The sequence below is a fragment of the Pseudomonas nabeulensis genome (genome assembly GCF_004682045.1).
In the GTDB taxonomy this organism is placed as follows: domain Bacteria; phylum Pseudomonadota; class Gammaproteobacteria; order Pseudomonadales; family Pseudomonadaceae; genus Aquipseudomonas; species Aquipseudomonas nabeulensis.
The window spans coordinates 1-20,230 of the sequence record NZ_QUZT01000033.1 but is presented as its reverse complement, the minus strand read 5'-3'; the positions used below and the strand labels follow the sequence as shown (position 1 = coordinate 20,230).

Here is a 20,230-nt window from a genome sequence, read left to right as displayed (position 1 = left end):
TTGGCGAGGTTCTGTAAACCCCTGAATTCTGACTATTTTTGCGAAATGGCAGGTTTTTTCACGACGCCCGCGTTTTCGGTGAAAGCGCGGGCGTTTCTGTTAGCTGCCATCGGCGCAGTTGCTGGCGAATTTGCTGTAGTTGAGCACTTGTTTTTGGCCGTGGGAATCGAGGTAGGTCATGTGGGCATTGACCACGCCGCAGGAGGGGCTCTTGTCTTCGACGGTGGAGAGGACGCGTTGGATGTCCGGGCTCGGCTTGACGTCTGCGTGGGCGTTGAGGGTGAAGGCGAGCAGGCTGGCGGCGATGAAGATGTTCCAGTTGTTGGGGTTCATGGCGGTGTCCTCGGGGAATCAATAGTGGGTGTGGGAGCTATTGAATGCCGGGGAGGTGTCTGGTCTGTGTCGCGCAGCGGCGGGTTTTGTTTCGTAGTGTTTGTGCGCAGGGTTTGCCTACATGGGGATACGTTCGCCCGGATCTCGATTGGAAACACTTATGAGTCAACGATTTTTGGTCATTAATTTGACGATTTGCCGTTTATCTAAAAAATATGTAGTCGGATCATCAAAATAATGACACTTTGCCTGCTGTGTCACAGAATGTGACCACAGAGGCGCCTATAAAAAGACCTGCGACGAGCCTTCTCCTTGTCGACCCCTCACGTCTTTAAGCCGCGTCGAGGGAGTTTGGGTGATGAGTTTCACAGATCGACTGTTGGTGCTGTTCGGTAAGAACGTCACCCGAGATGCCCGAGGGCTGGACGCGCGTTTGCATTTCTTCGGCAGTATTCCCGTTGATGACGGCAGCCCGTTCCCCCCTCAAATGCCCTGCGCGAATGAACATACCCTGCCGGGGGATGCCACGATGCTGCGTCCGAAAGTGGTTGCGTTGGTGTCGGTCAATGGTGGCGTGGGCCGTAGTACCTTGGCCACGGCCTTGAGCAGCGGCCTGCAGCGTCACGGTGAGTCGGTGCTGGCGTTGGACCTGGACCCGCAGAATGCCTTGCGTCATCACTTCGGCGTCAGTGCGGGCGTGTGCGGTGTAGGTCGCACCAGCCTGCGCAACGCGCAATGGGCGCAGATCCAGCAGCCGGGGTTTGCCGGTTGCCAGGTGATCACCTTCGGCGACACCGACTCCCAACAGCGAGAAAACCTGCAACGTTGGCTCAAGCGTGAGCCGGATTGGCTCGCACAACATCTGTCGGCGTTAAACCTCAGCGAGCGCCACACGGTGGTTATCGATACTCCCGCCGGCAATAACGTCTACAGCCAGCAAGCGCTGAACGTGGCCGATGTGGTGCTGATCGTCGCCCAAGCCGATGCCGCTTCCCTGGGCACGCTGGATCAAGTGGACGCAATGCTCGCGCCCTACCTTGAGCGCGAGTACTCGCCTCGTGTGCATTTTTTGATCAACCAGGTCGATGACAGCAAAGCCTTCAATCTGGATATGGTCGAAGCGTTCCAGCAGCGATTGGGTCAGGCGCCTTTGGAGGTGCACCGCGACATGGCTATCAGCGAAGCCTTGGCCTTCGGCACCGACCCGTTGGATAACCGCGTCACCAGCATGGCGATGGACGACATCAACGACCTGTGCCGGCTATTGAAGGCGCCGAAAAAAACCGCCTAACACGCGATTTATACGCTTATCGCCAGATGCTTATGCACAATCGGTTGGATCGGCTTGTCACGAAACATCCATTTTGTGGAGCGCTTCTCATTGGGCTGCAACTGCCTGTTTTTCGTGCGCTTTTAGGGGGTGTGCAAAAAATGATCAGCGTGTGTTTTGGCACCGAGCATAGATAACTACAGGCTCTGTAAAGATTCCATCAACAGAGTTATCCACAGGCTGGCGTGCGACAATTTTGCCCTTTAATTGCGCTCGGCAAGCACCATCAAGTTGCGCGGCGTCAATGCCGCATCGCAGAAGCTGCCGACCTCGACGTTGTAGCCGTTTTCCGCAAGAAACAATGCCCGATCCAGAACCAGCCACAGCTCCAGTGGGCGTCGAAACAGACCACGCAGCAATTCCAGGTTTCTGACCTCGGCCAGGCGCTTCCAGCCGTAGGCCTCCAGCGCTTCCCAATCCTGTACACCTGTGGATAACCCTTTGAGGCGCGCCAGTTCCCGGCAGTAGTCGGCGAACGGTTGGTTCAGCCAACTGGCGGCCAGGGACGGCGTGGGCAGGTATTCATCGCACTGACGCAGTTGGCGTTGCAGTTGATCAAAGCCCAGGCGCCGCGCCATGGACGTATCCCGTTGCAGGCGTATGCGGGTACCGGCAGTGACCGTTTCGCTTAATGGCAGGCCAAGATCATCCAGCGACAGTTGCAGGGTTGAGGCGCGGCCTGCACGGGACAGCGGCTGGTAGCGGTCGGCACTGATGCGGTTGTAGCAGCAGGGCGCCACCGCCAGTTGTTTGCAGCCGACGGTGTTGGCCAGTTGCAGCAGGCGCACATGCAGGTCGCCGCAGGCGTGCAGGGCGACGGGCGTGTGGTCGGGGCTGAGCGTGACGTCGGCCATCACATCTTGCAGACGATGGGTTACGGCCAAGCCGTGGTGGTCGCTCAAGGATTGCCCTGATGCGATCAATGCCGGGTCATATTCCAGGCAGGTCAGTTGTTGCCCGGTTTGCAGCAGGCGCCGGCCAAGGTGGCCCTTGCCGGCGCACCAGTCCAGCCAGTGCGTGGGGGTGTGCGCAAACTGCAGGGCGGCGCCGAAAGCCTCGATCTGTTGCCACTTGCGACCCGGTACATCGACATTCAGGCGATGGTGGGCGGGTGCCAGGTGTTGGGCTGGCAAGTTATCCACAGCGCTGAGCTGGCGAGCCTGCGCGGCAAGCTGTGGAAAAGGTGCGGGAGCGGGCAGGTCGTGCGGGGTGTTGTGGCTGGTTTCGGCGTCATCCAGCGAGCGTTGGCGCAACCAGTGTGCAAGCTCGGGATGCCGGGTTTCCCAGGCGAGCTGGCGATGGGTAAAGGGCCGTGGTTTCCACAGCCCTCGGTGTTCGATCAGGAAGGCATCCAGCGCCTCGAAGCGCGCTTTAGCGTCCCTGGCACGCATCGACGCGCAGCCAGCGTTCCAGCAGTTTGAAGCCGCGTACCAGGATGTAAGCCATCAACAGGTAGAACAGGCCGGCAGCGAAGAAGATCTCCACGGGCAAGTAAGTGCGGGCAATGATCGTACGCGCCATGCCGGTCAATTCCAGCAACGTCACCGTACTGGCCAGGGCGCTGGCCTTGAGCATCAGGATCACTTCGTTGCTGTAGGCCGGCAGGCCGATGCGCGAGGCACGGGGCAGGATGATGTAGAACAGCGTCTTGGGTTTGGACATGCCCAGGGCGCGTGCCGCTTCGATCTCGCCCGGGGGGATGGCCTGGATCGCGCCGCGCAGGATTTCGGCGATGTAGGCGGCGGTGTGCAGGGTCATGGTGGCCGTGGCGCACCAGAACGGATCGCGCAGGTACGGCCACATGAAGCTCTCGCGTACGGCATCGAACTGCGCCAGGCCGTAGTAGACCAGGAACAACTGCACCAGCAGTGGCGTGCCACGGAAGAAGAAAATGTAGGCGTAGGGCAACGCGCTGACGTACCAGCGCCGCGAAGAGCGGGCGATGCCCAACGGAATCGCCAGCAGCAGGCCGGCGATCACGGCGATGGCCACCAGCTCCAGGGTCAGGGTCGCGCCCTGGGCCAGTTTGGGCAGCCACTTGATGATGACGGCCCAGTTCAGGCCGAGGTCGAAATGCGACAGCCAGCTGTAGTCACCGCTCATTGGGTGCTCCTTGCAAAGCCGCGGGCGGCGCGTTTTTCCAGGAAGTGCATGCCGGTCATGGCCAGTACGGTAAGGCCCAGGTACATGAAGGCAGCGACCATAAAGAAGGTGAACGGCTGCTTGGTCACCGTCACGCCAATCTGTGCGTGGCGCATGATTTCTTCCAGGCCAATGACCGATACCAGCGCGGTGTCCTTCATCAAAATCATGAACAGGTTACCCAGCCCTGGCAGCGCAATGCGCCACATCTGCGGCATGATCAAGCGGGTGAAAATCCGAAACTTCGACAACCCCAACGCTACACCGGCTTCGCGGTGGCCCTTGGGAATGGCGAGAATCGCGCCACGGAATACTTCGGTGGCGTAGGCACCAAAGCACAGGCCCAGGGCGATCACCCCGGCGGCAAAGGCGCTGAGGGAAAGGTCGGGGTTGCCGAAGAACTCACCGAGGGCACGCATCAGGTTGACCGTGCCGAAATAAATCAGCAGCACCCACAGCAATTCGGGAATGCCGCGAACGATGGTCGAATAAGCGCCACCCAGCCATTGCAGCGGCTTGTATGGCGAAGTCTTGGCCAAGGCGCCGGCCAGGCCGAGCACCAGCCCCAGGCACAGGGCCGTGAGCGCCAGTTTGACGGTCATCAGCGCGCCAGCGGCAAGCGCGGGGCCGAATCCGTAGAGATCGAAATTCATGGTGTTTTCATATCGCGGCAGGCATTACAAAAAGCCGGCGCGCTCAGGTGAGCGCGCCGGGCATACCGTTCAGATCATTCGATGCTGAAAGGGAAGTACTTGTCGTTGATCTTCTTGTAGGTGCCGTCTGCCTTGATCTCTGCCAGGGCTTTGTTCAGGCGCTCGCGCAGTGGGTCGCCTTTACGCACGGCGATACCGATCTTGTCGCTTTCTACAACCGGGTCGCCCTTGAACTCGTAGGCCGAACCGTCTTTGCTCTTGAGCCATTCGTACTGCACGTACTTGTCGGCGAGGATGCCGTCGAGGCGGCCGGAGGTCAGGTCGAGGTAGGCGTTTTCCTGGGTGTCATACAGCTTGGCCGTGGTGTCCGGCAGCTTGTCTTCCAGGTAGGTGCCGGCCAGGGTCGCACGTTGTGCACCGATGACCTTGCCGTCGAGGTAGGCCGCGTCGGTCTTGAAGTCCTTGGTGGCTTTAGGCGCGATGAACTGCAGCTTGTTGGAGTAGTACGGGTCGGTGAAGTCGACGGCCTGCTTGCGCTCATCGGTGATCGACAGCGAGGACACCAGGAAGTCGAACTTCTTGGCGTTCAGGGCCGGGATGATGCCGTCCCAGTCGGACACGTACACTTCGCATTTTTCGACTTTCATCTTGGCGCACAGGGCGTCGCCGATGTCTTTGTCGAAGCCGACAACGTTGCCGCTGGCGTCTTTATTGTTGAACGGCGGGTAGGCCGCTTCGATCCCCATTTTCAAGGTTTCTGCCATGGCCGTGGCGCTGAACGCCATCGAGACGGCCGCGGCCAGAAGGAATTTTTTATAGTTCTGCATGCATGTTGCTCCGTTAGCGGTTGCTGGACATGAATTGTTTGCAGCGCGCCGAAAGCGGGTTTTCAAACACCTGCTGTGGCGATCCTTGCTCTTCGACCAGGCCTTGGTGGAGGAACACCACTTCACTGGACACTTGGCGGGCGAAGCCCATTTCATGGGTGACCAGCAGCATGGTGCGACCTTCTTCGGCCAGCGCGCGGATCACATTAAGTACTTCCTGAACCATTTCCGGGTCAAGCGCGGAAGTGGGCTCGTCGAACAGGATGACCTTGGGCTGCATCGCCAGGGTGCGGGCGATGGCGGCGCGTTGTTGCTGGCCGCCGGACAATTGCGCAGGGTAGGCGTGGCGCTTGTCGGCGATGCCGACCTTGGCCAGCAGGCCTTCTGCCACTTCGATGGCTTCGGCCTTGCTCTGGCCAAGCACACGGCGAGGAGCCTCGATGATGTTGTCGAGGATGCTCATGTGCGGCCACAGGTTAAAGTTTTGAAACACAAAACCGATTTCGCTGCGCAGGCGGTTGATCTGCTTGCCGTCGGCGGCCATCAGCTCGCCGTTTTTCGCGGCCTTGAGCTTGAGTTCTTCGCCGGCCACCAGGATCTGGCCCTGGTGGGGGTTTTCCAGCAGGTTGATGCAGCGCAGGAAGGTGGACTTGCCGGAACCGGAGGAGCCCAGGATCGAGATCACATCGCCGTCGCGAGCGGTCAGCGAGATACCTTTGAGTACCTCCAGCTCACCATAGCGTTTATGCAAGTTGCGGATTTCAAGCGCGGGCGTGGCCTCGGCCATGTGGGGTCCTCATTGTGTTCGTTGCGTTCGTCGCTGTTGGGCCGCCTTCCTGGCGAGGCGCCAAGCTAGCATAGCGTTTATCTGGCAGCCAACAGCGCGGCGGGCGGTAAACGGGCGGTGTGCGGCAGGGTGTCGCATCGGCACAGCAGGGTGTCGCGCCATCAACAACCGAACAACCGTTTCAACCCGGAAAACCGCAGGCTTCGCGTAAAAAAGGGCGCGATGGTGCCAGCTTTGGCCGGGTGTTGGAAGGGTCAATGGGGCAAACGGTGCATATCAGCCCTTATATGGGGCGTCACGCACTTTTTGTGTGTGTTTTTGGTGCGCGCTTTCATCTGTAAAGTGGGTCGCTCGGTAACGCTATAGCGGAATGCCAGTAATCTCAACGACTTGCAAAGCCTATCGGTTAGCGCTGCAGCCCGCGTCAATGGCGGGCCTGTAACATTTTGGCGCAAATCTTGCGTAAAAAATAAAGAACGCCCTGTTGGTTTCTTTTCACGAGAAGGATCCCGGGCCGGGCGGACCGTTTTCGCAATTCCTCGTAAAGGTGTGTCAATGAGTAGTACGCAAAGCTCCAATGACCTCGAACAGGGGCTCAAACCGCGTCACGTCACCATGCTGTCGATTGCCGGCGTTATTGGTGCCGGTTTGTTTGTTGGCTCCGGCCACGCGATTGCTGCCGCCGGGCCGGCCGTACTGTTGGCTTACGCCGCTGCGGGTACGCTGGTGGTATTGGTGATGCGCATGCTGGCCGAAATGGCCGTGGCGTCGCCGGACACCGGTTCGTTTTCCACCTATGCCGACCGCGCTATCGGTCACTGGGCCGGTTTCACCATCGGTTGGTTGTACTGGTGGTTCTGGGTGCTGGTGATTCCGTTGGAAGCCAACGCCGCCGCTACCATCCTGCATGCCTGGTTCCCGGATGTGGCGATTTGGGTGTTTACCCTGGTCATCACCTTGTTGCTGACCGCGACCAACCTGTTCAGCGTGAAGAACTACGGTGAGTTCGAGTTCTGGTTTGCGCTGATCAAGGTCGTGGCAATCGTGGGCTTCGTGATCCTGGGTCTGGCCGCGATTTTCGGCTTCTTGCCGACCAGCCAGGTCAGCGGCGTGTCCCACCTGTTCGACACCCAGGGCTTCATGCCCAACGGCATGGGCGCGGTATTGGCGGCGATCCTGACCACCATGTTCTCGTTCATGGGCACCGAGATCGTGACCATTGCGGCGGCTGAGTCGAAGAACCCTGGCCAGCAAATCACCAAGGCCACCAACTCGGTGATCTGGCGGATTGGCTTGTTCTACCTGCTGTCGATCTTCATCGTGGTGTCCCTGGTGCCATGGAACGATCCGACCCTGGCGGCGGTAGGTTCCTACCAGACCGTGCTGGAGCGCATGGGCATCCCGAATGCCAAACTGATCGTCGACCTGGTGGTATTGGTTGCTGTGACCAGTTGCCTGAACTCGGCGCTGTACACCGCGTCGCGCATGCTGTTCTCCCTGGGTCGTCGTGGTGACGCACCCGCTGTGGCCAAGCGTACCAACAAGGCGGGTACACCTTACTGGGCGGTGATGCTGTCTACAGGTGCTGCGTTCCTGGCGGTATTTGCCAACTACGTGGCGCCAGCGGCAGTGTTTGAATTCCTGCTGGCCAGCTCCGGCGCCATCGCGCTGCTGGTGTACCTGGTGATCGCGGTATCGCAACTGCGCATGCGCCAGAAGCGCACGGCGGCGGGCGAGAAGATTGTCTTCAAGATGTGGCTGTTCCCTGGCCTGACCTATGCGGTGATGGTGTTCATCGTAGGTACGCTGACCATCATGCTGTTCCAGGAAGCGCACCGCGTCGAGATTATCGCGACCGGTATCCTGAGCTTGCTGGTGGTGGCTGCCGGGTTGATGGTGTCGAGCCGTCGCAAGGCGCAGAAAGTAGGCGCTCCAGTACTCAACTGACGCACCGCGGTAAAAAAATGTGGGAGGGGCGGTGCGACGATTCGACTTGCCCCCGATTGCAGTGTGTCAGCCAGCCCTTCTGGTACTGATACACCGCCATCGGGGGCAAGCCCCCTCCCACATTGGGTTTTGTGTCAGTCCGCTGAGCTGGTTAGGGCCTGGGACGCCGCCACGTAATCCGCCTGGAACTGCGGCGATTCAATCCACGCCAGCGCAGCCGCTTCATCATCACTGTCCGTGGCCCACTGCCGGTACTCGATCAGCGCTGCGAGGATAAAGTCCGTGGCTTCCTCTTCGCCTTCCTGCTCCAGCACCAGCGCCAGTAACGGGTGCGCCAGGAACGCCGCACACAACGCCTGCTGGCTGGTCTCGCCCGCAGTGCGCATCTCGACGAACAGCTCGGTCAGGTCCACTGACTCAAGGTCAATGCGGCTGTCATCCCCGGCAAATGCATCGGGTTTGGTGGCGACGGCGCGTTGGGTGCGGTTCTGCTTGGCCTTGGTCTTGGCGCGTTGGGCGCGTTTTTGCTGCTTGTTCGGCGAGGCCATGGGCTCAACGTCCTAGGTTGTGGATCTGGGTGGCGTATTGAAGCGCAGGTTGGGGGAAATCCCAAGGGTATCCGTCGTCAATTGGCCGCTTTGCAGCCACGCCAACGCAATTGGCCACAGTCGGTCCTGGTACTCGCTACGGAAAAAAGCGAAATGTCCGATCTGTTTTTCTCCGATGTCTTCGGGGGCGATGCGCACATGGGTGCGATCACTGTTTGAGTAGTAAGCCAATAACCGCTCAATGGCCGGCACTGTCCCGAAGGGGTCGTCAGTAATACTGATTGCCAGCAATTGCGCCGTTACACGGCTGAAGGGCAACTCGCCCAGGGCTCGTCCGCTGGGTCGCGTTTCATAGGTGGGCGTAGGTGTGCTCCAGTCCCGCACCACGCCTGCGGGTGTGTCTTCCAGCCAGCCCAGGCGCTGGCCGGGGAAATACCCGAACAGTGCGGTTACAAGCGGCATCACCACATGCCATTTGGCAAGCATCCGCCAACGGCCGCTGGCCTGGTAATCGCGCCAGTACGCAAATTGGGCGCCTACCGTCACGATCCGCCGAATCACCGCGCCCGACGCCCCAAGCCCCGCCGCGCAGCCGCCGAAGCTGTGGCCGACCACATCAATCGGCTGCCCCGGAAACTCCCGCTGTGCCCGCCGCAAGATCGCCTCGAAATCCAGCACGCCCCAATCCGACCATGAGGCCTTGAAGCCTCGCAGCGAGCCATTGCGGGACTCACCGATGCCGCGATAGTCATAGGTGATGACGTCAAGGCCGTTGGCAAACAGGTAGTCGGCGAAGCGCGAGTAATAGCGACAGCGCAAGGACGTGGCAGCGTTGATGATGACGACCGGGCGCTCAAGGTCGGTGCGCGGGTGGCGCCAGGTGAAGCCGCTGATAGGGTGGCCGTCGGTTGCGGGCTCTTTGAAGGGTTCGCTTCTGCTGCGCTCGGATAGGGTGGAGGGCATTCGCGGCGGGGTGTCGTTCAAGTTCATTCTTTCTCTGTCTTCTTTTTTATTTTTGGTAACAGTTCGTCAGTTTGCCAGCACTTGTGTGCGCTTAAGTGGGGTCACTAATCTTCGGCACCCACTGATAAAGCCATACATCCGAGAGGAACGACAGCACACCATGGACCGATTAGACTGGCAGGCATCCATTACGGAGGTCTCTATGAGCATCCCACTGTCGCCCATCGTTTCAGAGTTTGAAACAGAAGAGCAGGCCGCCAGCTATGACCGCTGGTTTCGTGCCAAGGTGCAGGCTTCTATTGATGATCCTCGTCCGAGCATTCCGCATGATGAGGCTATGGCCGAAGTCGAGAGGATGCTGGAAGAGAGGCGCAAGGCTCGCCGTGCTGATCGTTAAATGGAGGCCTGAGGCTCTCGTGGCCTTGACCGATATCATCGATTACGTCGAGCGGTACAACCCCGTTGCCGCTGCAACGCTTCACCGAACCATTGTCGGAGCCACTGAAGGGTTGTCTTCAATGCCCTATGGATTCAAATACGACCGTTTGGCTGGTACTAGAGAGATGGTTGTTCATCCAAACTATTTAGTGGTTTATCGAGTGCTGGAGTATGTCGATGTTCTGATGGTGCCGCACACCCGTCAGGAGTACCCCTCGGACAGGTTCGAATCTTATTTATCGACCTCGCGTCAGTAGATGCATAGGCTTGCACCCTTGCTATCAGCTTGGGCGCCTTTATGACCCGCGACACCCTCGAACACAACCAAATCCCCATCTACTTCGCCGTCGTCCTCCTGGCCGCCGCCTTCGGCCTGCTCGTGCCGTCGCTGGCTCACGGCCTCGGTGTGCTGGTCACGCCCGCCATCGCCGTGTTGATGTACGCGATGTTCCTGCAAATCCCGTTTCTGGAACTGCGCCAAGGCTTGACCCATAAACGCTTCCTGTCGGCACTGCTACTGGCCAACTTTGTCCTGGTGCCACTGTTGGTGTGGGCCTTGACCCGTGGCCTGGTGGAGCGCCCGGCGCTGTTGGTGGGGGCGTTGCTGGTGTTGCTGACGCCGTGCATCGATTACGTGGTGGTGTTTACCCATATTGGCAAAGGCGATTCGCGGTTGATGCTGGCGGCGACGCCGGTGCTGTTGCTGCTGCAATTGGCGCTGCTGCCGGTGTACCTGGGGTTGATGCTGGAGGCGCAATCGGATGGGGTGGTGGAGGCGGGGCCGTTTGTCGAGGCGTTCCTGCTGTTGATCGTGGTGCCGATGGTGCTGGCGGTGCTGACCACTTCACTGGCGAAGCGCTCAAGGGTTGTCAGTCTGTGGAGCGACGCCTGGGCCTGGTTGCCAGTGCCGGCCATGGCGTTGGTGCTGTGGGTGGTGATCGGTTCACAGATTACTTCGGTGGTGCGTGACATCAGCCTGTTGCTGCCAGTGATCCCGGTGTATGTGGGCTACCTGGTGTTGGCGCCGCTGATGGGGATGTTGGCGTCGCGGTTGTTCTCGCTGCCGGCGGTGACGGCGCGGGCGGTGACGTTCAGCGCGTCGACGCGCAATTCATTGGTGGTGCTGCCCCTGGCGCTGGCGTTGCCCGAGGATGTTCGCGGGTTGGCCGCTACGGTGGTGATCCTGCAAACCCTGGTCGAGCTGGTCGGCGAGTTGATCTACATCCGCTTGATCCCTGCCTTGGTGTGGCCCGCAGGTCGATAAGTGTGTGAATGTTCGGACCTGTTCAGGCGCTATTCAGCAAGGCGTTGGGCACCATAGATCGGCGCCCTTTACCTGACAGGTCAACCGATGGATCACCGCAACCGTTTTCGCCTGGAGTCCCTGGGGATTTTCCTGATTGCCTTGCTGTTGTTCACCTTGGGTATCTGGGATCAGCAGCCCCAAGGGTTTGACGGGCGCTGGGCGCTGTTCCTGCAAGAAATGTTTCGCCACGGCGCGAGCTTTTTTCCCACGACCTATGGCCAGCCCTATGCGGACTACCCGGGCACCGCTACTTTCCTGAGCTATCTGTGCGCGCTGTTGTTTGGCGCGCCCAATCACCTGGCTAATGTGCTGCCTACGGCTCTCGCGTCGGCTGGCGTCGTTGCGGTGATCTATCGCTTGCTCGTGCCTTCGAGTCGGCAATGGGCGCTGCTGACGGTGCTGCTGACGCTGCTTACTGCACAGTTGCTGGATAAGTCGCGCTCGGTGTGCCTGGACCAGATGGTGTCGCTGTTGTGTGTGGGCAGTTTCTACCTGCTGCACACCGGCGAGCGTTTGGGCTCGCGGCTGCGCCAGCTCGCGGTGTTCCCGTTGTTCATCCTCGGCTTTGCGATTCGTGGGCCGTTGGGCTTGATCGAAGTCTGCGGCGTGGTGTGCGTGTACTGGGCGCTAAGCCGTCCGGGGCAGCGAGTCAGGCAGGTACTGATCCATGGCGTGGTCGGCCTGCTGTTGTTGGCGGCGTGCTGGTGGCTGTTGGTGAAGCTGGCGCGGATCAGTGGTGGCGACGCCTTTGCCGATGAGGTGTTCAGGATGCAAGTCGGCGGGCGCCTCGATGAAAGCGGCGAGCCGTTTTATTTCTACTTCCAACTGAGTGTGTACCGATACTTCCCGGTGGTGCCCCTGGCGTTGGCAACGCTGATCGCACTGCGTCATCGCTGGTCCCAACGGTTTGTGAATGAAGACGTGCAGATGGTGGCGCGGCTCGGAGCCTGCGGCTTGATGATCTTGCTCGGGCTGTCGGTGCCGCACTTCAAGCGCGCCTATTACATCTTGCCCATGGTGCCGATGTTTGCCGCTGTCGCCGCCTATGGGCTGCTCCAGGCGCAAGGCTGGCTCGTTGGCGTGCGCCGGTGCTACGAAGGGCTTGTCGTGGCGCTACCGGCGTTGTGTGTGGTTGTAGTCTTTGTCTGTCGGCATGGATGGCAAAAGCACGGGTATTGGCCGGACATTTCGTTGCCGTTGTTGATTGGTGCGCTGGTGATCCTGCAAGTGGCGGCCCTCATCGCCTGGCGCCGCGCTCGGTGGCTGGTGGGGCTTAGTGTGATTGCCCTGGTTGCGCAATACCTGGTGCTGGTAACGGTCGTGGATCCTGCCAAGGATCTGCAATTCGATACCCGGACATTCGTCGGCCAGGTAGAAGTGCTGCGCGCAACGCAGCCCGGCCCGCTAGTGTTCGTGAATCTTGGCCGCGACACCTGGGCGGTGCGCTACATGATGAACCTGGATCACGATGAGCAGCCGCTGTTTGTTGGGCGCAGCGAGGTTGAGCGATTGGCGGCGTTGCCACGGCCTGCATGGGTGATCGTGGCGCGCAAGGAGGCGGCACTGCTGGCGGGGACGCCGCTGGAGCATCAGGTGCCGGTATTCAGTGGGCGGTTGAATGATAATCCGCTGATGGTGTTTTTGCTTCGATAGGTGAGATAAGCAGGTTTCTTAGGGCCTATCCAGCTGCTCAGGGATAAAACCCTCCTCCCGTAAAGCGCTGATAACGCCTCTGATCAGATAGTTGTTTGAAAATCCGACTGTGTACTGTCGAGCGCCTGGATTGATGGGGAGCAGCATGCCTTGATCAACCAGTTTTTTTATCTGGTAGGTTCTTTGTGGGGCGGAGAGCGTGGGCAGGATAGCGGCGATATCACCTGACTTGACCACTTTTTGTTGAATGGCCGTTATCAGGATTTTTTCCTCCAGTGACGTTATCCACTCGCGGCTCTTTGCCATTGCGACGGTGGGCATGAGGATGTGCTTGGTCAGGTATGCGTAATCGGTAAGCTTGCTGACTTTCTCCAATTCATCCCTGATGCCCGCGAGAACATAGGTGCACCAAACCTCCAGGCCCTCCTTGGTGCCTGTATCGGCTGTAGACAGCATCTCGTAATACTTTTCTCGGTCTATACAGAACACAGCAGTGGGGTTGAGTACTCGGCCCCCGGTACTGACATTGAAGCCGTACTTCATCAGCAGGGCATAGGTTAGAAGGCGCACGACTCGACCGTTGCCATTACCAAACGGGTGAATCCAGCCGAATCGATGATGAGCCAGGGCTACCTTCATCAAATCGTATTTGGGGGCATCCGGTCTATTCACGAAGTTGACCAGTTCTTGCATGTACCCCGGTACCATCACTGCGTCAGGAGGGAGGTGGTCTGACTGGGCGATACGCACACCTGCTTTGCGGTAGGCTCCGGGTGTGAGATCCCCTTCTCGTTGTAATCCATGGACAGTGATCGAGTGAATTTCACGAATAGCCAATTCGGTCAGGTCCGAGCCAGGCTGGACGATGCTTTCAACATAATCCATGGCCTTTTCGATGTTCGCGATCTCCCGTAATTGATCGGAGCCCTCCGCCGTTCCGTCCACTTTGCTTTCGATGTAATCGGCCAATGTGGTGTGGTTACCCTCGATGCGGGCAGAGCCCAGGCTTTCCAAGGCGTGGAATAGGTCTTTAAGTTGGAAGAAGACGGCGGGAGGTGTGTCGCCACCCAATTGTAGGCGACGCAGATGCTCCAGTTCCCCGAGCACGTCAACCAAGCCTGAGTCAAACGATGGGTTCAAAAGCTGTAGATCGTGGTGTCGAAAGTCGGCCATAGGGGAAGACATCTCAAATGGAAGAAAAGGTTATCTCAAATTATTTTTGTTTTTATCCAGACAATACGGGGGATTGGTTCCCATATGGGTACCAAGCTATCTCAAAATAGCTGCTGAATTAAGTGTACGTATGTACATGTGGGGGGGAGATCAGCGCCAGCTCTGTGGTTTTTCTGGGCTGTGGTTGTGAGTGACTAAATCCCAGGCAACAAAAAACCCGCACTAGGCGGGTTTTTTGTGTGTTTCAGATGATGTTCGCACCACCTAAAACTAATGAGTGGTGCCCAGAGACGGAATCGAACCGCCGACACGGGGATTTTCAATCCCCTGCTCTACCGACTGAGCTATCTGGGCAACGGGGCGCATTAAACGGGTTTTTCAGGGGGTCGTCAAGCAAGTTTTCAAAAAATATTTAATTATTACCGTCGCTTACGTGCCGACCCCGGTTTTTGATCAATTATTGAGCAGGTGGCACGTAGCCGTCGGCCTTGGCGTAATCTTCGCCGGAAAAGAACTTGTCCATTTCGCCCGCCAGGTATTTACGGTCTTCGGCGTTCATCATGTTCAGGCGTTTTTCGTTGATCAGCAGGGTTTGGTGTTTCAGCCAGTCGGCCCATGCTTTGGCGGAGACGTGATCAAAAATGTCCTGGCCCTTGGCACCTGGGTACGGAGGGCGTTCCAGGGCTGGCAGTTCTTCTTTGTACTTGCGGCACATTACGGTGCGGGTCATGACGACACTCCTGCATTCAATACGTCGGCCGCGCGCTTCAGCAGCTTCTTGACCGGGGCGGCAAGGCCCAGGCGCGGCGGGGTGGCGAGGTTATACCAGAGCCAGTCGGCCTCGGCCACGTGATGGGCGGATTCCTCGACCTGCACCAGCCAGGGTTCGATGGCCAACTGGAAATGGCTGAAGGTGTGGACCAGCCCCGGCAGTTCCTGTTGCTTGCCCAGTGCCAGCGCGTGTTGGTGGGCGAGGTGTTCAAGGTCTTGCAGGTCGTCCAGCTCAGGCAAGCTCCACAGACCGCCCCACAATCCCGTGGACGGGCGGCGATATAGCAAAATCGCGCCTTCGGCATTTGCCAGCATTGGCATCAGCGTGCGCTTCTGGGGGATGGTCTTGCGCGGCTTGGGGATCGGGTAGCGTGTTTCCAGGCCGAGCATATGGGCCTCGCAGCCTTTTTCCAGCGGGCACAGCAGGCAGCTGGGTTTGCTGCGGGTGCAAAGCGTGGCGCCCATGTCCATCATTGCCTGGGTGTAGGCGTTGACGCGGTCGTGGGGCGTGAAGCGCTCTGCGGTCGCCCACAGCTGCTTGGCGACCTTGGGTTCGCCAGGGTAGCCCTCTTGGGCGGTAAAGCGTGCCAGCACGCGTTTGACGTTGCCGTCGAGGATCGGTGCGCGCAGGCCCATGCTCAGGCTCGCGATTGCACCGGCGGTGGACAGGCCAATGCCCGGCAGTTCGGTGAGTTTTTCCACGTCCTTGGGAAACTCGCCGCCGTATTCGGCCACGATAATCTTCGCGGTCTTTTGCAGGTTGCGCGCCCGGGTGTAGTAACCCAGGCCGGTCCACAGGTGCAGCACTTCATCTTCCGGTGCGGCGGCCAGGGCTTCGACTGTCGGCAACGACGCCATGAACCGGTCGAAGTAATTGAGCACGGTGCTCACCTGGGTCTGTTGCAGCATGATCTCCGAGACCCACACCCGGTAAGGCGTGATGCCCTGTTGCCAGGGCAGGTCATGGCGACCGTGGCGGTCGTACCAGTCGAGCACCGCCGTTGAAAACTGCTCGTTTCTCATCGTTTGAACAGGCCTTTCAAAGCGTCTTTGAGCTGTGGGTTGACCTTGTCGAGCTTCTCTTCGAGTTTCTCGCTGAGCTTGTTGCCGGCGGCCTTGATGGCCACCTGGCTCAAGCCATCCTTGTCCAGGCGGCACGCCTTGGCGCCCAGTTCCAGCGGGCCACGGCAGCGCAACGGCACTTCGATGTTCTGGAAGTTGGAACCCACCTGGCAGGCCGGGTCCGGTACTTCGCGCTGGTCGCCTTCGACGATGATGCCGACGCGGTAATCCATGCCCAGCACACGCAGGTCGACGTCACCATTGCCATTGACCGTGAGGCCTGGGATGCGCACTTTCAGGTCCGGGTTGCTGGCGACGCCGTTACGGAAGGTCAGGTTGCCCTTCAATTCCTGGAACGGCGTGTCCTTGCCTTGCGGCGTTGTGCTCAAGGTCTTGCGGTTGAGCAGGGCGATGCCGGTGCACAGTTGCTGTTCAAGGTTGGCGTTGAGCAGCACACCATTGTTGATCACAAAACTGGCGGTGCCGTTGAGGCTGTCGATCAGGGCTTTTTGGCTGTTGCCACGGCCCGTGAGGTTGCTGTTGAGGGTGATCTGGCCCTTCACCGGCGGCGTTTGCCCCTGGGCTTGCAGGATACGTTCGACCGGCACTTGCTTGATCTGGCTTTGCAGCGCCAGCACCGGGATGTCCTGGCGCACATCCAGGGTGCCATTGGCCTGGAAGGTGCCGTTGTAGAGGCCACCGCTGAGGGTGTCGAGCTTGAGTTGGCCGTCGATGCCGGAGGCTTTCAGCGCGGCATTCTGGATCGGCAGCTTGCTCAGGGTCAGTTCGCCGAAGGCCAGGTCGGCATTCACGTCCAGCGAGCGCAGGCGGGTCAGTGGCAGCAGTTTGTCGGTGCTCCAGGCGCCTTTGGTCGGTGCGTCCGGCAGCGGGGTGGTACCACCGGCGGCCATGGCCCCGGCTTCGCTGTTCTGCACCTCGGCCTGGCGTGCCGCCGTTGCGCCTTTGGCGGATTCGGACTTGGCCGGCAGGTAGTTGTCGGCGTTGAACGTGTCGCCCTTGAGCTGGACCCGCAGGGACTGCTTGGCAAAATCATCCACAGCCAGGCGACCGGTAAAGGTGCTGCCGTCGAGTTTCAGGTTCAGGTCTTCCAAGGCCACGCTGTTCTGCGTACCGGTGAGACGGCTGACCAACTCGACTTTGCTCAGGCTGCCCTCGGCCATGGTTGGCAGCGGATGGCCGACGCTGTCGAGGAACTTGGCCAGGTCGAACTGGGCGATGGACAGGGCGCCGCTCAGTTGCGGGGTCTTGTCCAGGCCGTTGACCTTCAGCTCGCCCAACGCACGCAATTGGTTGGCCGAGAGTTTCAGGTTGGTCCATTCGGCGATGTTCGCCGCCTGGTCCACCAGCAACTGGCCCTGGGTGGAGAAGGTCACGGTCTTGCCTTGCAGCGGCTCGCCCGTGGCTTCGCCGCTGATCTTCATGTCTTCGAACTGGTAGCGCTTGAGGGCGCGCTGGATGCGCAGGTTGCCGTTGAGCTCGGTCTTGACGCGCATCACCGGCTGGTTGCTGCCGAAGAAAGCAGTGAGTTTCACCGGAATGCTCGCGCCTTCATGCACGGCGCCGGCGCTCAACTGGATGCTCTCGGCGCTGAACTGCTTGCCGGTTTGCTCGTCGTTGTATTCGACGCGGGCGTTGTTGATAGTCAGGCTGTCGATGTCCAGGCGGATCGGCTTGGATGGCTTTTCCGGCTCGTCGGCGGGTTGCTCCACTGGAGCCGCCGGGGCGCCGGCAGTGGTCTGGGTGACGTTCTTGCCGATGTCTTCCCAGTTGCCGTGGCCCTGCTTGTCGCGGTTCAGGCGCAGGTTCAGGCCTTCGACACGCACGTCGCTCATCTGCACTTCGCGGCGCAGCAGTGGCAGCACGCGCACCGACAGGCCGAGCATTTGCAAGTCGGCGAACGGTTGGGTCGGGTTGGTCAGGGTTGCCACACTGGCTTCGTGCAGCTCAAGGCCAAGCCAGGGGAACAGGCTCCAGCCGATGTCGCCATTGAGCGTCAGCTCGATGTGGGCCTTGTCGCGGGCAATCTGGCGAATCTCGTCTTTGTAGTCGTTGGGATCGAAGAGGTGGGTCAGGGCAAAACCCAGAGCCACAATGATCAGCAACAGCCCGAGAAGTACCAGACCCAGGATTTTGCCGAACGCTTTCATGGGCGAGTCCTTGTATGTCGATTTCAAAATTTAGCCGCAGAGTATAACGCTGGTAACCGTACGTCAGTTCGCAGATCGTTACATTGTATCCAGGCCCAGCAAAACGGGAATTTGACGTCAGATAAAACAGATATTCCGAAAAAGGTGATATCAGTTTGGTTTTTCTGTCATGCGCAGGTGCTAATCTGCGCGGGTTCGTCTGCCTTCTGCGACATAGCGTCGCGCTTAAATGGAGCTTTACTCAAGACAACGGCCAACGCTCTGCGTGCAAGGCCGAGGGAGAGAGCGCCTGACGGACACATACTAATAACTGGGGGAAACACCAATGAGCACTAGCACTGCGGCTGGTAGTACTGCCGCGCCTGCGTTCCTGTCCAAGGAGCGCATTATCGCCAAGCCCGGGTTCAACCGCTGGCTGGTTCCACCGGCCGCCCTGGCCATCCACCTGTGTATCGGCATGGCCTACGGCTTCTCGGTGTTCTGGTTGCCGCTGTCCAAGGCACTGGGGATCACCGCGCCGGTCGCCTGCGCGCCGGACATGAGCTTCATCGCGCAAGTCTTCTCGTCCCAATGCGACTGGCCCATCTCCATGCTGGGCTGGATCTACACCCTGTTCTTCATCTTCCTGGGCTGCTCGGCGGCGATCTGGGGCGGCTGGCTGGAACACGCCGGGCCGCGCAAGGCCGGCGTTGTATCAGCACTGTGCTGGTGCGGTGGCCTGCTGATCTCGGCGTTGGGTATCTATACCCACCAGATCTGGCTGATGTGGATCGGTTCCGGGGTCATTGGCGGTATCGGCCTGGGCCTGGGCTATATCTCGCCCGTGTCGACCCTGATCAAGTGGTTCCCGGACAAGCGCGGCATGGCTACCGGCATGGCGATCATGGGCTTTGGCGGCGGCGCAATGGTGGGCGCCCCGCTGGCGGCAGCCTTGATGGGCCACTTCGCCTCGCCGACCAGCGTGGGCGTATGGCAGAGCTTCCTGGTGATGGCTGCGATCTACTTCGTGTTCATGATCGGCGGCGCCCTGTCCTACCGCGTTCCGCCGACCGGCTGGAAGCCTGAGGGTTGGACCGCGCCGGCGAAAAAAGCCAGCAATGCGATGATCACCCACCGTCACGTCCACGTGAACGTGGCCTGGAAAACCCCGCAGTTCCGCCTGGTCTGGCTGGTGCTGTGCCTGAACGTATCCGCGGGTATCGGCATCCTCGGCATGGCTTCGCCGCTGTTGCAGGAAGTGTTCGGTGGCAAGCTGCTGGGTGTGGATGTGCCGTTCGGTCAACTGGACGCCGGTCAACTGGCCTCCATCGCTGCGATCGCGGCGGGCTTCACCGGCCTGCTGAGCCTGTTCAACATCGGTGGCCGGTTCTTCTGGGCGTCGTTCTCCGACTACCTGGGCCGTAAAAACACCTACTTCGTGTTCTTCGCCCTGGGCTTTGCCCTGTACGCGCTGATCCCGAACCTGGGGCACCTGGGTAACGTGGCGCTGTTTGTGGCGGCGTTCTGCATCATCCTGTCGATGTACGGCGGTGGTTTTGCGACGGTTCCGGCTTACCTGGCCGACCTGTTCGGCACGCAGATGGTGGGCGCGATCCACGGTCGCCTGTTGACTGCCTGGGCAGCGGCGGGTGTGTTGGGTCCGGTGCTGGTGAACTACCTGCGCGAATACCAGCTGAGCATCGGCGTTGAACGCGCCGCCGCCTACGACATCACCCTGTACATCCTCGCCGGCCTGCTGGTGCTGGGTTTCATCTGCAACATGCTGGTGCGTCCGGTGGCCGACAAGTACTTCATGACCGACGCCGAACTGGCGGCTGAGCAAGCGCTGGGTCATAACAAAGGTGCCGATGCCACGACTTCGCTGGAGTGGAAAGCGGCTTCCGGTACTGTGCCATTGGCCATTGCGGCCTGGTTGGTGGTGGGTATTCCGTTGGCGTGGGGTGTGTGGGTGACTCTGCAGAAGACGGCAGTACTGTTCCACTAAGCACCGCAAAACCCCTGTGGGAGGGGGCAAGCCCTAATGCCAGTCAGTTAAGAAATGACAGGAGCAACACCGCCTCTGTAGTGAGCGGGCTTGCCCCGCGCTGGGTGGCGAAGCCGCCCCCAATCCATCCACCGCGGTCTGTCTG

19 protein-coding genes and 1 tRNA gene are annotated in these 20,230 nt (G+C 59.8%); 7 read left to right on the top strand and 13 right to left on the bottom strand.

Going from position 1 to position 20,230, the window contains the following annotated elements:
- Nucleotides 1–99: 99 nt before the first annotated feature.
- A complete protein-coding gene (locus DYL61_RS17795) occupies nucleotides 100–333 on the bottom strand; it encodes a DUF2790 domain-containing protein (protein WP_105697681.1) in 234 nt (77 codons plus the stop codon).
- Between the two features lie 358 nt (nucleotides 334–691).
- On the opposite strand from DYL61_RS17795, the gene bcsQ reads away from it, so the two are divergent.
- A complete protein-coding gene (gene bcsQ, locus DYL61_RS17790) occupies nucleotides 692–1,624 on the top strand; it encodes a cellulose biosynthesis protein BcsQ (protein ID WP_135309411.1) in 933 nt (310 codons plus the stop codon).
- A 242-nt stretch (nucleotides 1,625–1,866) separates the two neighbouring features.
- On the opposite strand, the gene DYL61_RS17785 is transcribed toward bcsQ, so the two are convergent.
- The 5 genes from DYL61_RS17785 to DYL61_RS17765 form a co-directional block, all read right to left on the bottom strand.
- The gene (locus DYL61_RS17785) at nucleotides 1,867–3,054 is read right to left on the bottom strand and encodes a methyltransferase (protein ID WP_135309410.1); all 1,188 of its coding nucleotides are present in this window, start codon (nucleotides 3,052–3,054) and stop codon (nucleotides 1,867–1,869) included.
- Nucleotides 3,035–3,724, bottom strand: coding sequence for an ABC transporter permease (locus tag DYL61_RS17780; RefSeq protein WP_026013808.1), 690 nt, complete (start codon nucleotides 3,722–3,724; stop codon nucleotides 3,035–3,037). Before DYL61_RS17780 ends, DYL61_RS17785 begins: the two co-directional genes overlap by 20 nt.
- A gap of 38 nt (nucleotides 3,725–3,762) precedes the next feature.
- Nucleotides 3,763–4,458, bottom strand: coding sequence for an ABC transporter permease (locus tag DYL61_RS17775; RefSeq protein ID WP_053253867.1), 696 nt, complete (start codon nucleotides 4,456–4,458; stop codon nucleotides 3,763–3,765).
- A gap of 74 nt (nucleotides 4,459–4,532) precedes the next feature.
- Nucleotides 4,533–5,285, bottom strand: coding sequence for an ABC transporter substrate-binding protein (locus DYL61_RS17770; protein ID WP_105697684.1), 753 nt, complete (start codon nucleotides 5,283–5,285; stop codon nucleotides 4,533–4,535).
- Between the two features lie 13 nt (nucleotides 5,286–5,298).
- Nucleotides 5,299–6,072: an ABC transporter ATP-binding protein gene (locus DYL61_RS17765; RefSeq protein WP_105697685.1), complete on the bottom strand. Its 774-nt coding sequence runs from the start codon at nucleotides 6,070–6,072 to the stop codon at nucleotides 5,299–5,301.
- 555 nt (nucleotides 6,073–6,627) lie between these two features.
- Here DYL61_RS17765 and gabP point away from each other — a divergent pair.
- Complete coding sequence (gene gabP / locus DYL61_RS17760) at nucleotides 6,628–8,019, top strand: GABA permease (RefSeq protein WP_135309409.1); 1,392 nt, start codon at nucleotides 6,628–6,630, stop codon at nucleotides 8,017–8,019.
- Between the two features lie 134 nt (nucleotides 8,020–8,153).
- Here gabP and DYL61_RS17755 read toward each other — a convergent pair whose 3' ends face one another.
- Both DYL61_RS17755 and DYL61_RS17750 read right to left on the bottom strand, forming a co-directional pair.
- Nucleotides 8,154–8,567, bottom strand: coding sequence for a hypothetical protein (locus DYL61_RS17755; RefSeq protein WP_135309408.1), 414 nt, complete (start codon nucleotides 8,565–8,567; stop codon nucleotides 8,154–8,156).
- A 12-nt stretch (nucleotides 8,568–8,579) separates the two neighbouring features.
- The gene (locus DYL61_RS17750; protein ID WP_135309407.1) at nucleotides 8,580–9,557 is read right to left on the bottom strand and encodes an alpha/beta hydrolase family protein; all 978 of its coding nucleotides are present in this window, start codon (nucleotides 9,555–9,557) and stop codon (nucleotides 8,580–8,582) included.
- 175 nt (nucleotides 9,558–9,732) lie between these two features.
- Between DYL61_RS17750 and relB the strand changes: the two genes are divergently transcribed.
- The 4 genes from relB to DYL61_RS17730 all read left to right on the top strand — a co-directional run bounded on the left by relB (nucleotide 9,733) and on the right by DYL61_RS17730 (nucleotide 12,927).
- On the top strand, nucleotides 9,733–9,927 hold the full coding sequence (relB, locus tag DYL61_RS17745) for a type II toxin-antitoxin system RelB family antitoxin (protein ID WP_135309406.1): 195 nt from the start codon (nucleotides 9,733–9,735) through the stop codon (nucleotides 9,925–9,927).
- Between the two features lie 19 nt (nucleotides 9,928–9,946).
- On the top strand, nucleotides 9,947–10,225 hold the full coding sequence (locus DYL61_RS17740; RefSeq protein WP_238704580.1) for a type II toxin-antitoxin system RelE/ParE family toxin: 279 nt from the start codon (nucleotides 9,947–9,949) through the stop codon (nucleotides 10,223–10,225).
- 41 nt (nucleotides 10,226–10,266) lie between these two features.
- The gene (locus DYL61_RS17735; protein WP_135309404.1) at nucleotides 10,267–11,232 is read left to right on the top strand and encodes an arsenic resistance protein; all 966 of its coding nucleotides are present in this window, start codon (nucleotides 10,267–10,269) and stop codon (nucleotides 11,230–11,232) included.
- Between the two features lie 87 nt (nucleotides 11,233–11,319).
- Nucleotides 11,320–12,927 carry an ArnT family glycosyltransferase gene (locus tag DYL61_RS17730; RefSeq protein ID WP_135309403.1) on the top strand — a complete coding sequence of 536 codons (1,608 nt, stop codon included), beginning with the start codon at nucleotides 11,320–11,322 and terminating at the stop codon, nucleotides 12,925–12,927.
- Between the two features lie 18 nt (nucleotides 12,928–12,945).
- Here the strand turns inward: DYL61_RS17730 and DYL61_RS17725 are convergent, their stop codons facing one another.
- From DYL61_RS17725 to DYL61_RS17705, 5 genes are all read right to left on the bottom strand, one after another.
- Complete coding sequence (locus DYL61_RS17725; protein ID WP_135309402.1) at nucleotides 12,946–14,100, bottom strand: Fic family protein; 1,155 nt, start codon at nucleotides 14,098–14,100, stop codon at nucleotides 12,946–12,948.
- 278 nt (nucleotides 14,101–14,378) lie between these two features.
- A tRNA-Phe gene (locus tag DYL61_RS17720) sits at nucleotides 14,379–14,454 on the bottom strand.
- A 103-nt stretch (nucleotides 14,455–14,557) separates the two neighbouring features.
- Nucleotides 14,558–14,830 (bottom strand): oxidative damage protection protein, encoded by a 273-nt coding sequence (locus DYL61_RS17715; protein WP_105697692.1) that lies wholly within the window; start codon nucleotides 14,828–14,830, stop codon nucleotides 14,558–14,560.
- Nucleotides 14,827–15,894, bottom strand: a complete 1,068-nt coding sequence (gene mutY, locus DYL61_RS17710; RefSeq protein WP_135309401.1) for an A/G-specific adenine glycosylase — start codon at nucleotides 15,892–15,894, stop codon at nucleotides 14,827–14,829. The genes DYL61_RS17715 and mutY overlap by 4 nt, the downstream gene beginning before the upstream one ends.
- Nucleotides 15,891–18,101 (bottom strand): AsmA family protein, encoded by a 2,211-nt coding sequence (locus DYL61_RS17705; protein WP_135309400.1) that lies wholly within the window; start codon nucleotides 18,099–18,101, stop codon nucleotides 15,891–15,893. Before DYL61_RS17705 ends, mutY begins: the two co-directional genes overlap by 4 nt.
- 325 nt (nucleotides 18,102–18,426) lie before the next feature.
- Between DYL61_RS17705 and DYL61_RS17700 the strand changes: the two genes are divergently transcribed.
- The gene (locus DYL61_RS17700) at nucleotides 18,427–20,085 is read left to right on the top strand and encodes an OFA family MFS transporter (protein WP_135309399.1); all 1,659 of its coding nucleotides are present in this window, start codon (nucleotides 18,427–18,429) and stop codon (nucleotides 20,083–20,085) included.
- Nucleotides 20,086–20,230 lie beyond the last annotated feature (145 nt).

Coding starts and splice junctions, on each gene's coding strand:
- DYL61_RS17750 (WP_135309407.1), bottom strand. CDS start 9,557: ATGAACTTGAACGACACCCCGCCGCGAATGCCCTCCACCCTATCCGAG.
- DYL61_RS17705 (WP_135309400.1), bottom strand. CDS start 18,101: ATGAAAGCGTTCGGCAAAATCCTGGGTCTGGTACTTCTCGGGCTGTTG.
- DYL61_RS17700 (WP_135309399.1), top strand. CDS start 18,427: ATGAGCACTAGCACTGCGGCTGGTAGTACTGCCGCGCCTGCGTTCCTG.
- DYL61_RS17795 (WP_105697681.1), bottom strand. CDS start 333: ATGAACCCCAACAACTGGAACATCTTCATCGCCGCCAGCCTGCTCGCC.
- DYL61_RS17730 (WP_135309403.1), top strand. CDS start 11,320: ATGGATCACCGCAACCGTTTTCGCCTGGAGTCCCTGGGGATTTTCCTG.
- DYL61_RS17770 (WP_105697684.1), bottom strand. CDS start 5,285: ATGCAGAACTATAAAAAATTCCTTCTGGCCGCGGCCGTCTCGATGGCG.
- relB (WP_135309406.1), top strand. CDS start 9,733: ATGAGCATCCCACTGTCGCCCATCGTTTCAGAGTTTGAAACAGAAGAG.
- gabP (WP_135309409.1), top strand. CDS start 6,628: ATGAGTAGTACGCAAAGCTCCAATGACCTCGAACAGGGGCTCAAACCG.
- DYL61_RS17725 (WP_135309402.1), bottom strand. CDS start 14,100: ATGGCCGACTTTCGACACCACGATCTACAGCTTTTGAACCCATCGTTT.
- DYL61_RS17735 (WP_135309404.1), top strand. CDS start 10,267: ATGACCCGCGACACCCTCGAACACAACCAAATCCCCATCTACTTCGCC.
- DYL61_RS17715 (WP_105697692.1), bottom strand. CDS start 14,830: ATGACCCGCACCGTAATGTGCCGCAAGTACAAAGAAGAACTGCCAGCC.
- bcsQ (WP_135309411.1), top strand. CDS start 692: ATGAGTTTCACAGATCGACTGTTGGTGCTGTTCGGTAAGAACGTCACC.
- DYL61_RS17775 (WP_053253867.1), bottom strand. CDS start 4,458: ATGAATTTCGATCTCTACGGATTCGGCCCCGCGCTTGCCGCTGGCGCG.
- mutY (WP_135309401.1), bottom strand. CDS start 15,894: ATGAGAAACGAGCAGTTTTCAACGGCGGTGCTCGACTGGTACGACCGC.
- DYL61_RS17785 (WP_135309410.1), bottom strand. CDS start 3,054: ATGCGTGCCAGGGACGCTAAAGCGCGCTTCGAGGCGCTGGATGCCTTC.
- DYL61_RS17755 (WP_135309408.1), bottom strand. CDS start 8,567: ATGGCCTCGCCGAACAAGCAGCAAAAACGCGCCCAACGCGCCAAGACC.
- DYL61_RS17765 (WP_105697685.1), bottom strand. CDS start 6,072: ATGGCCGAGGCCACGCCCGCGCTTGAAATCCGCAACTTGCATAAACGC.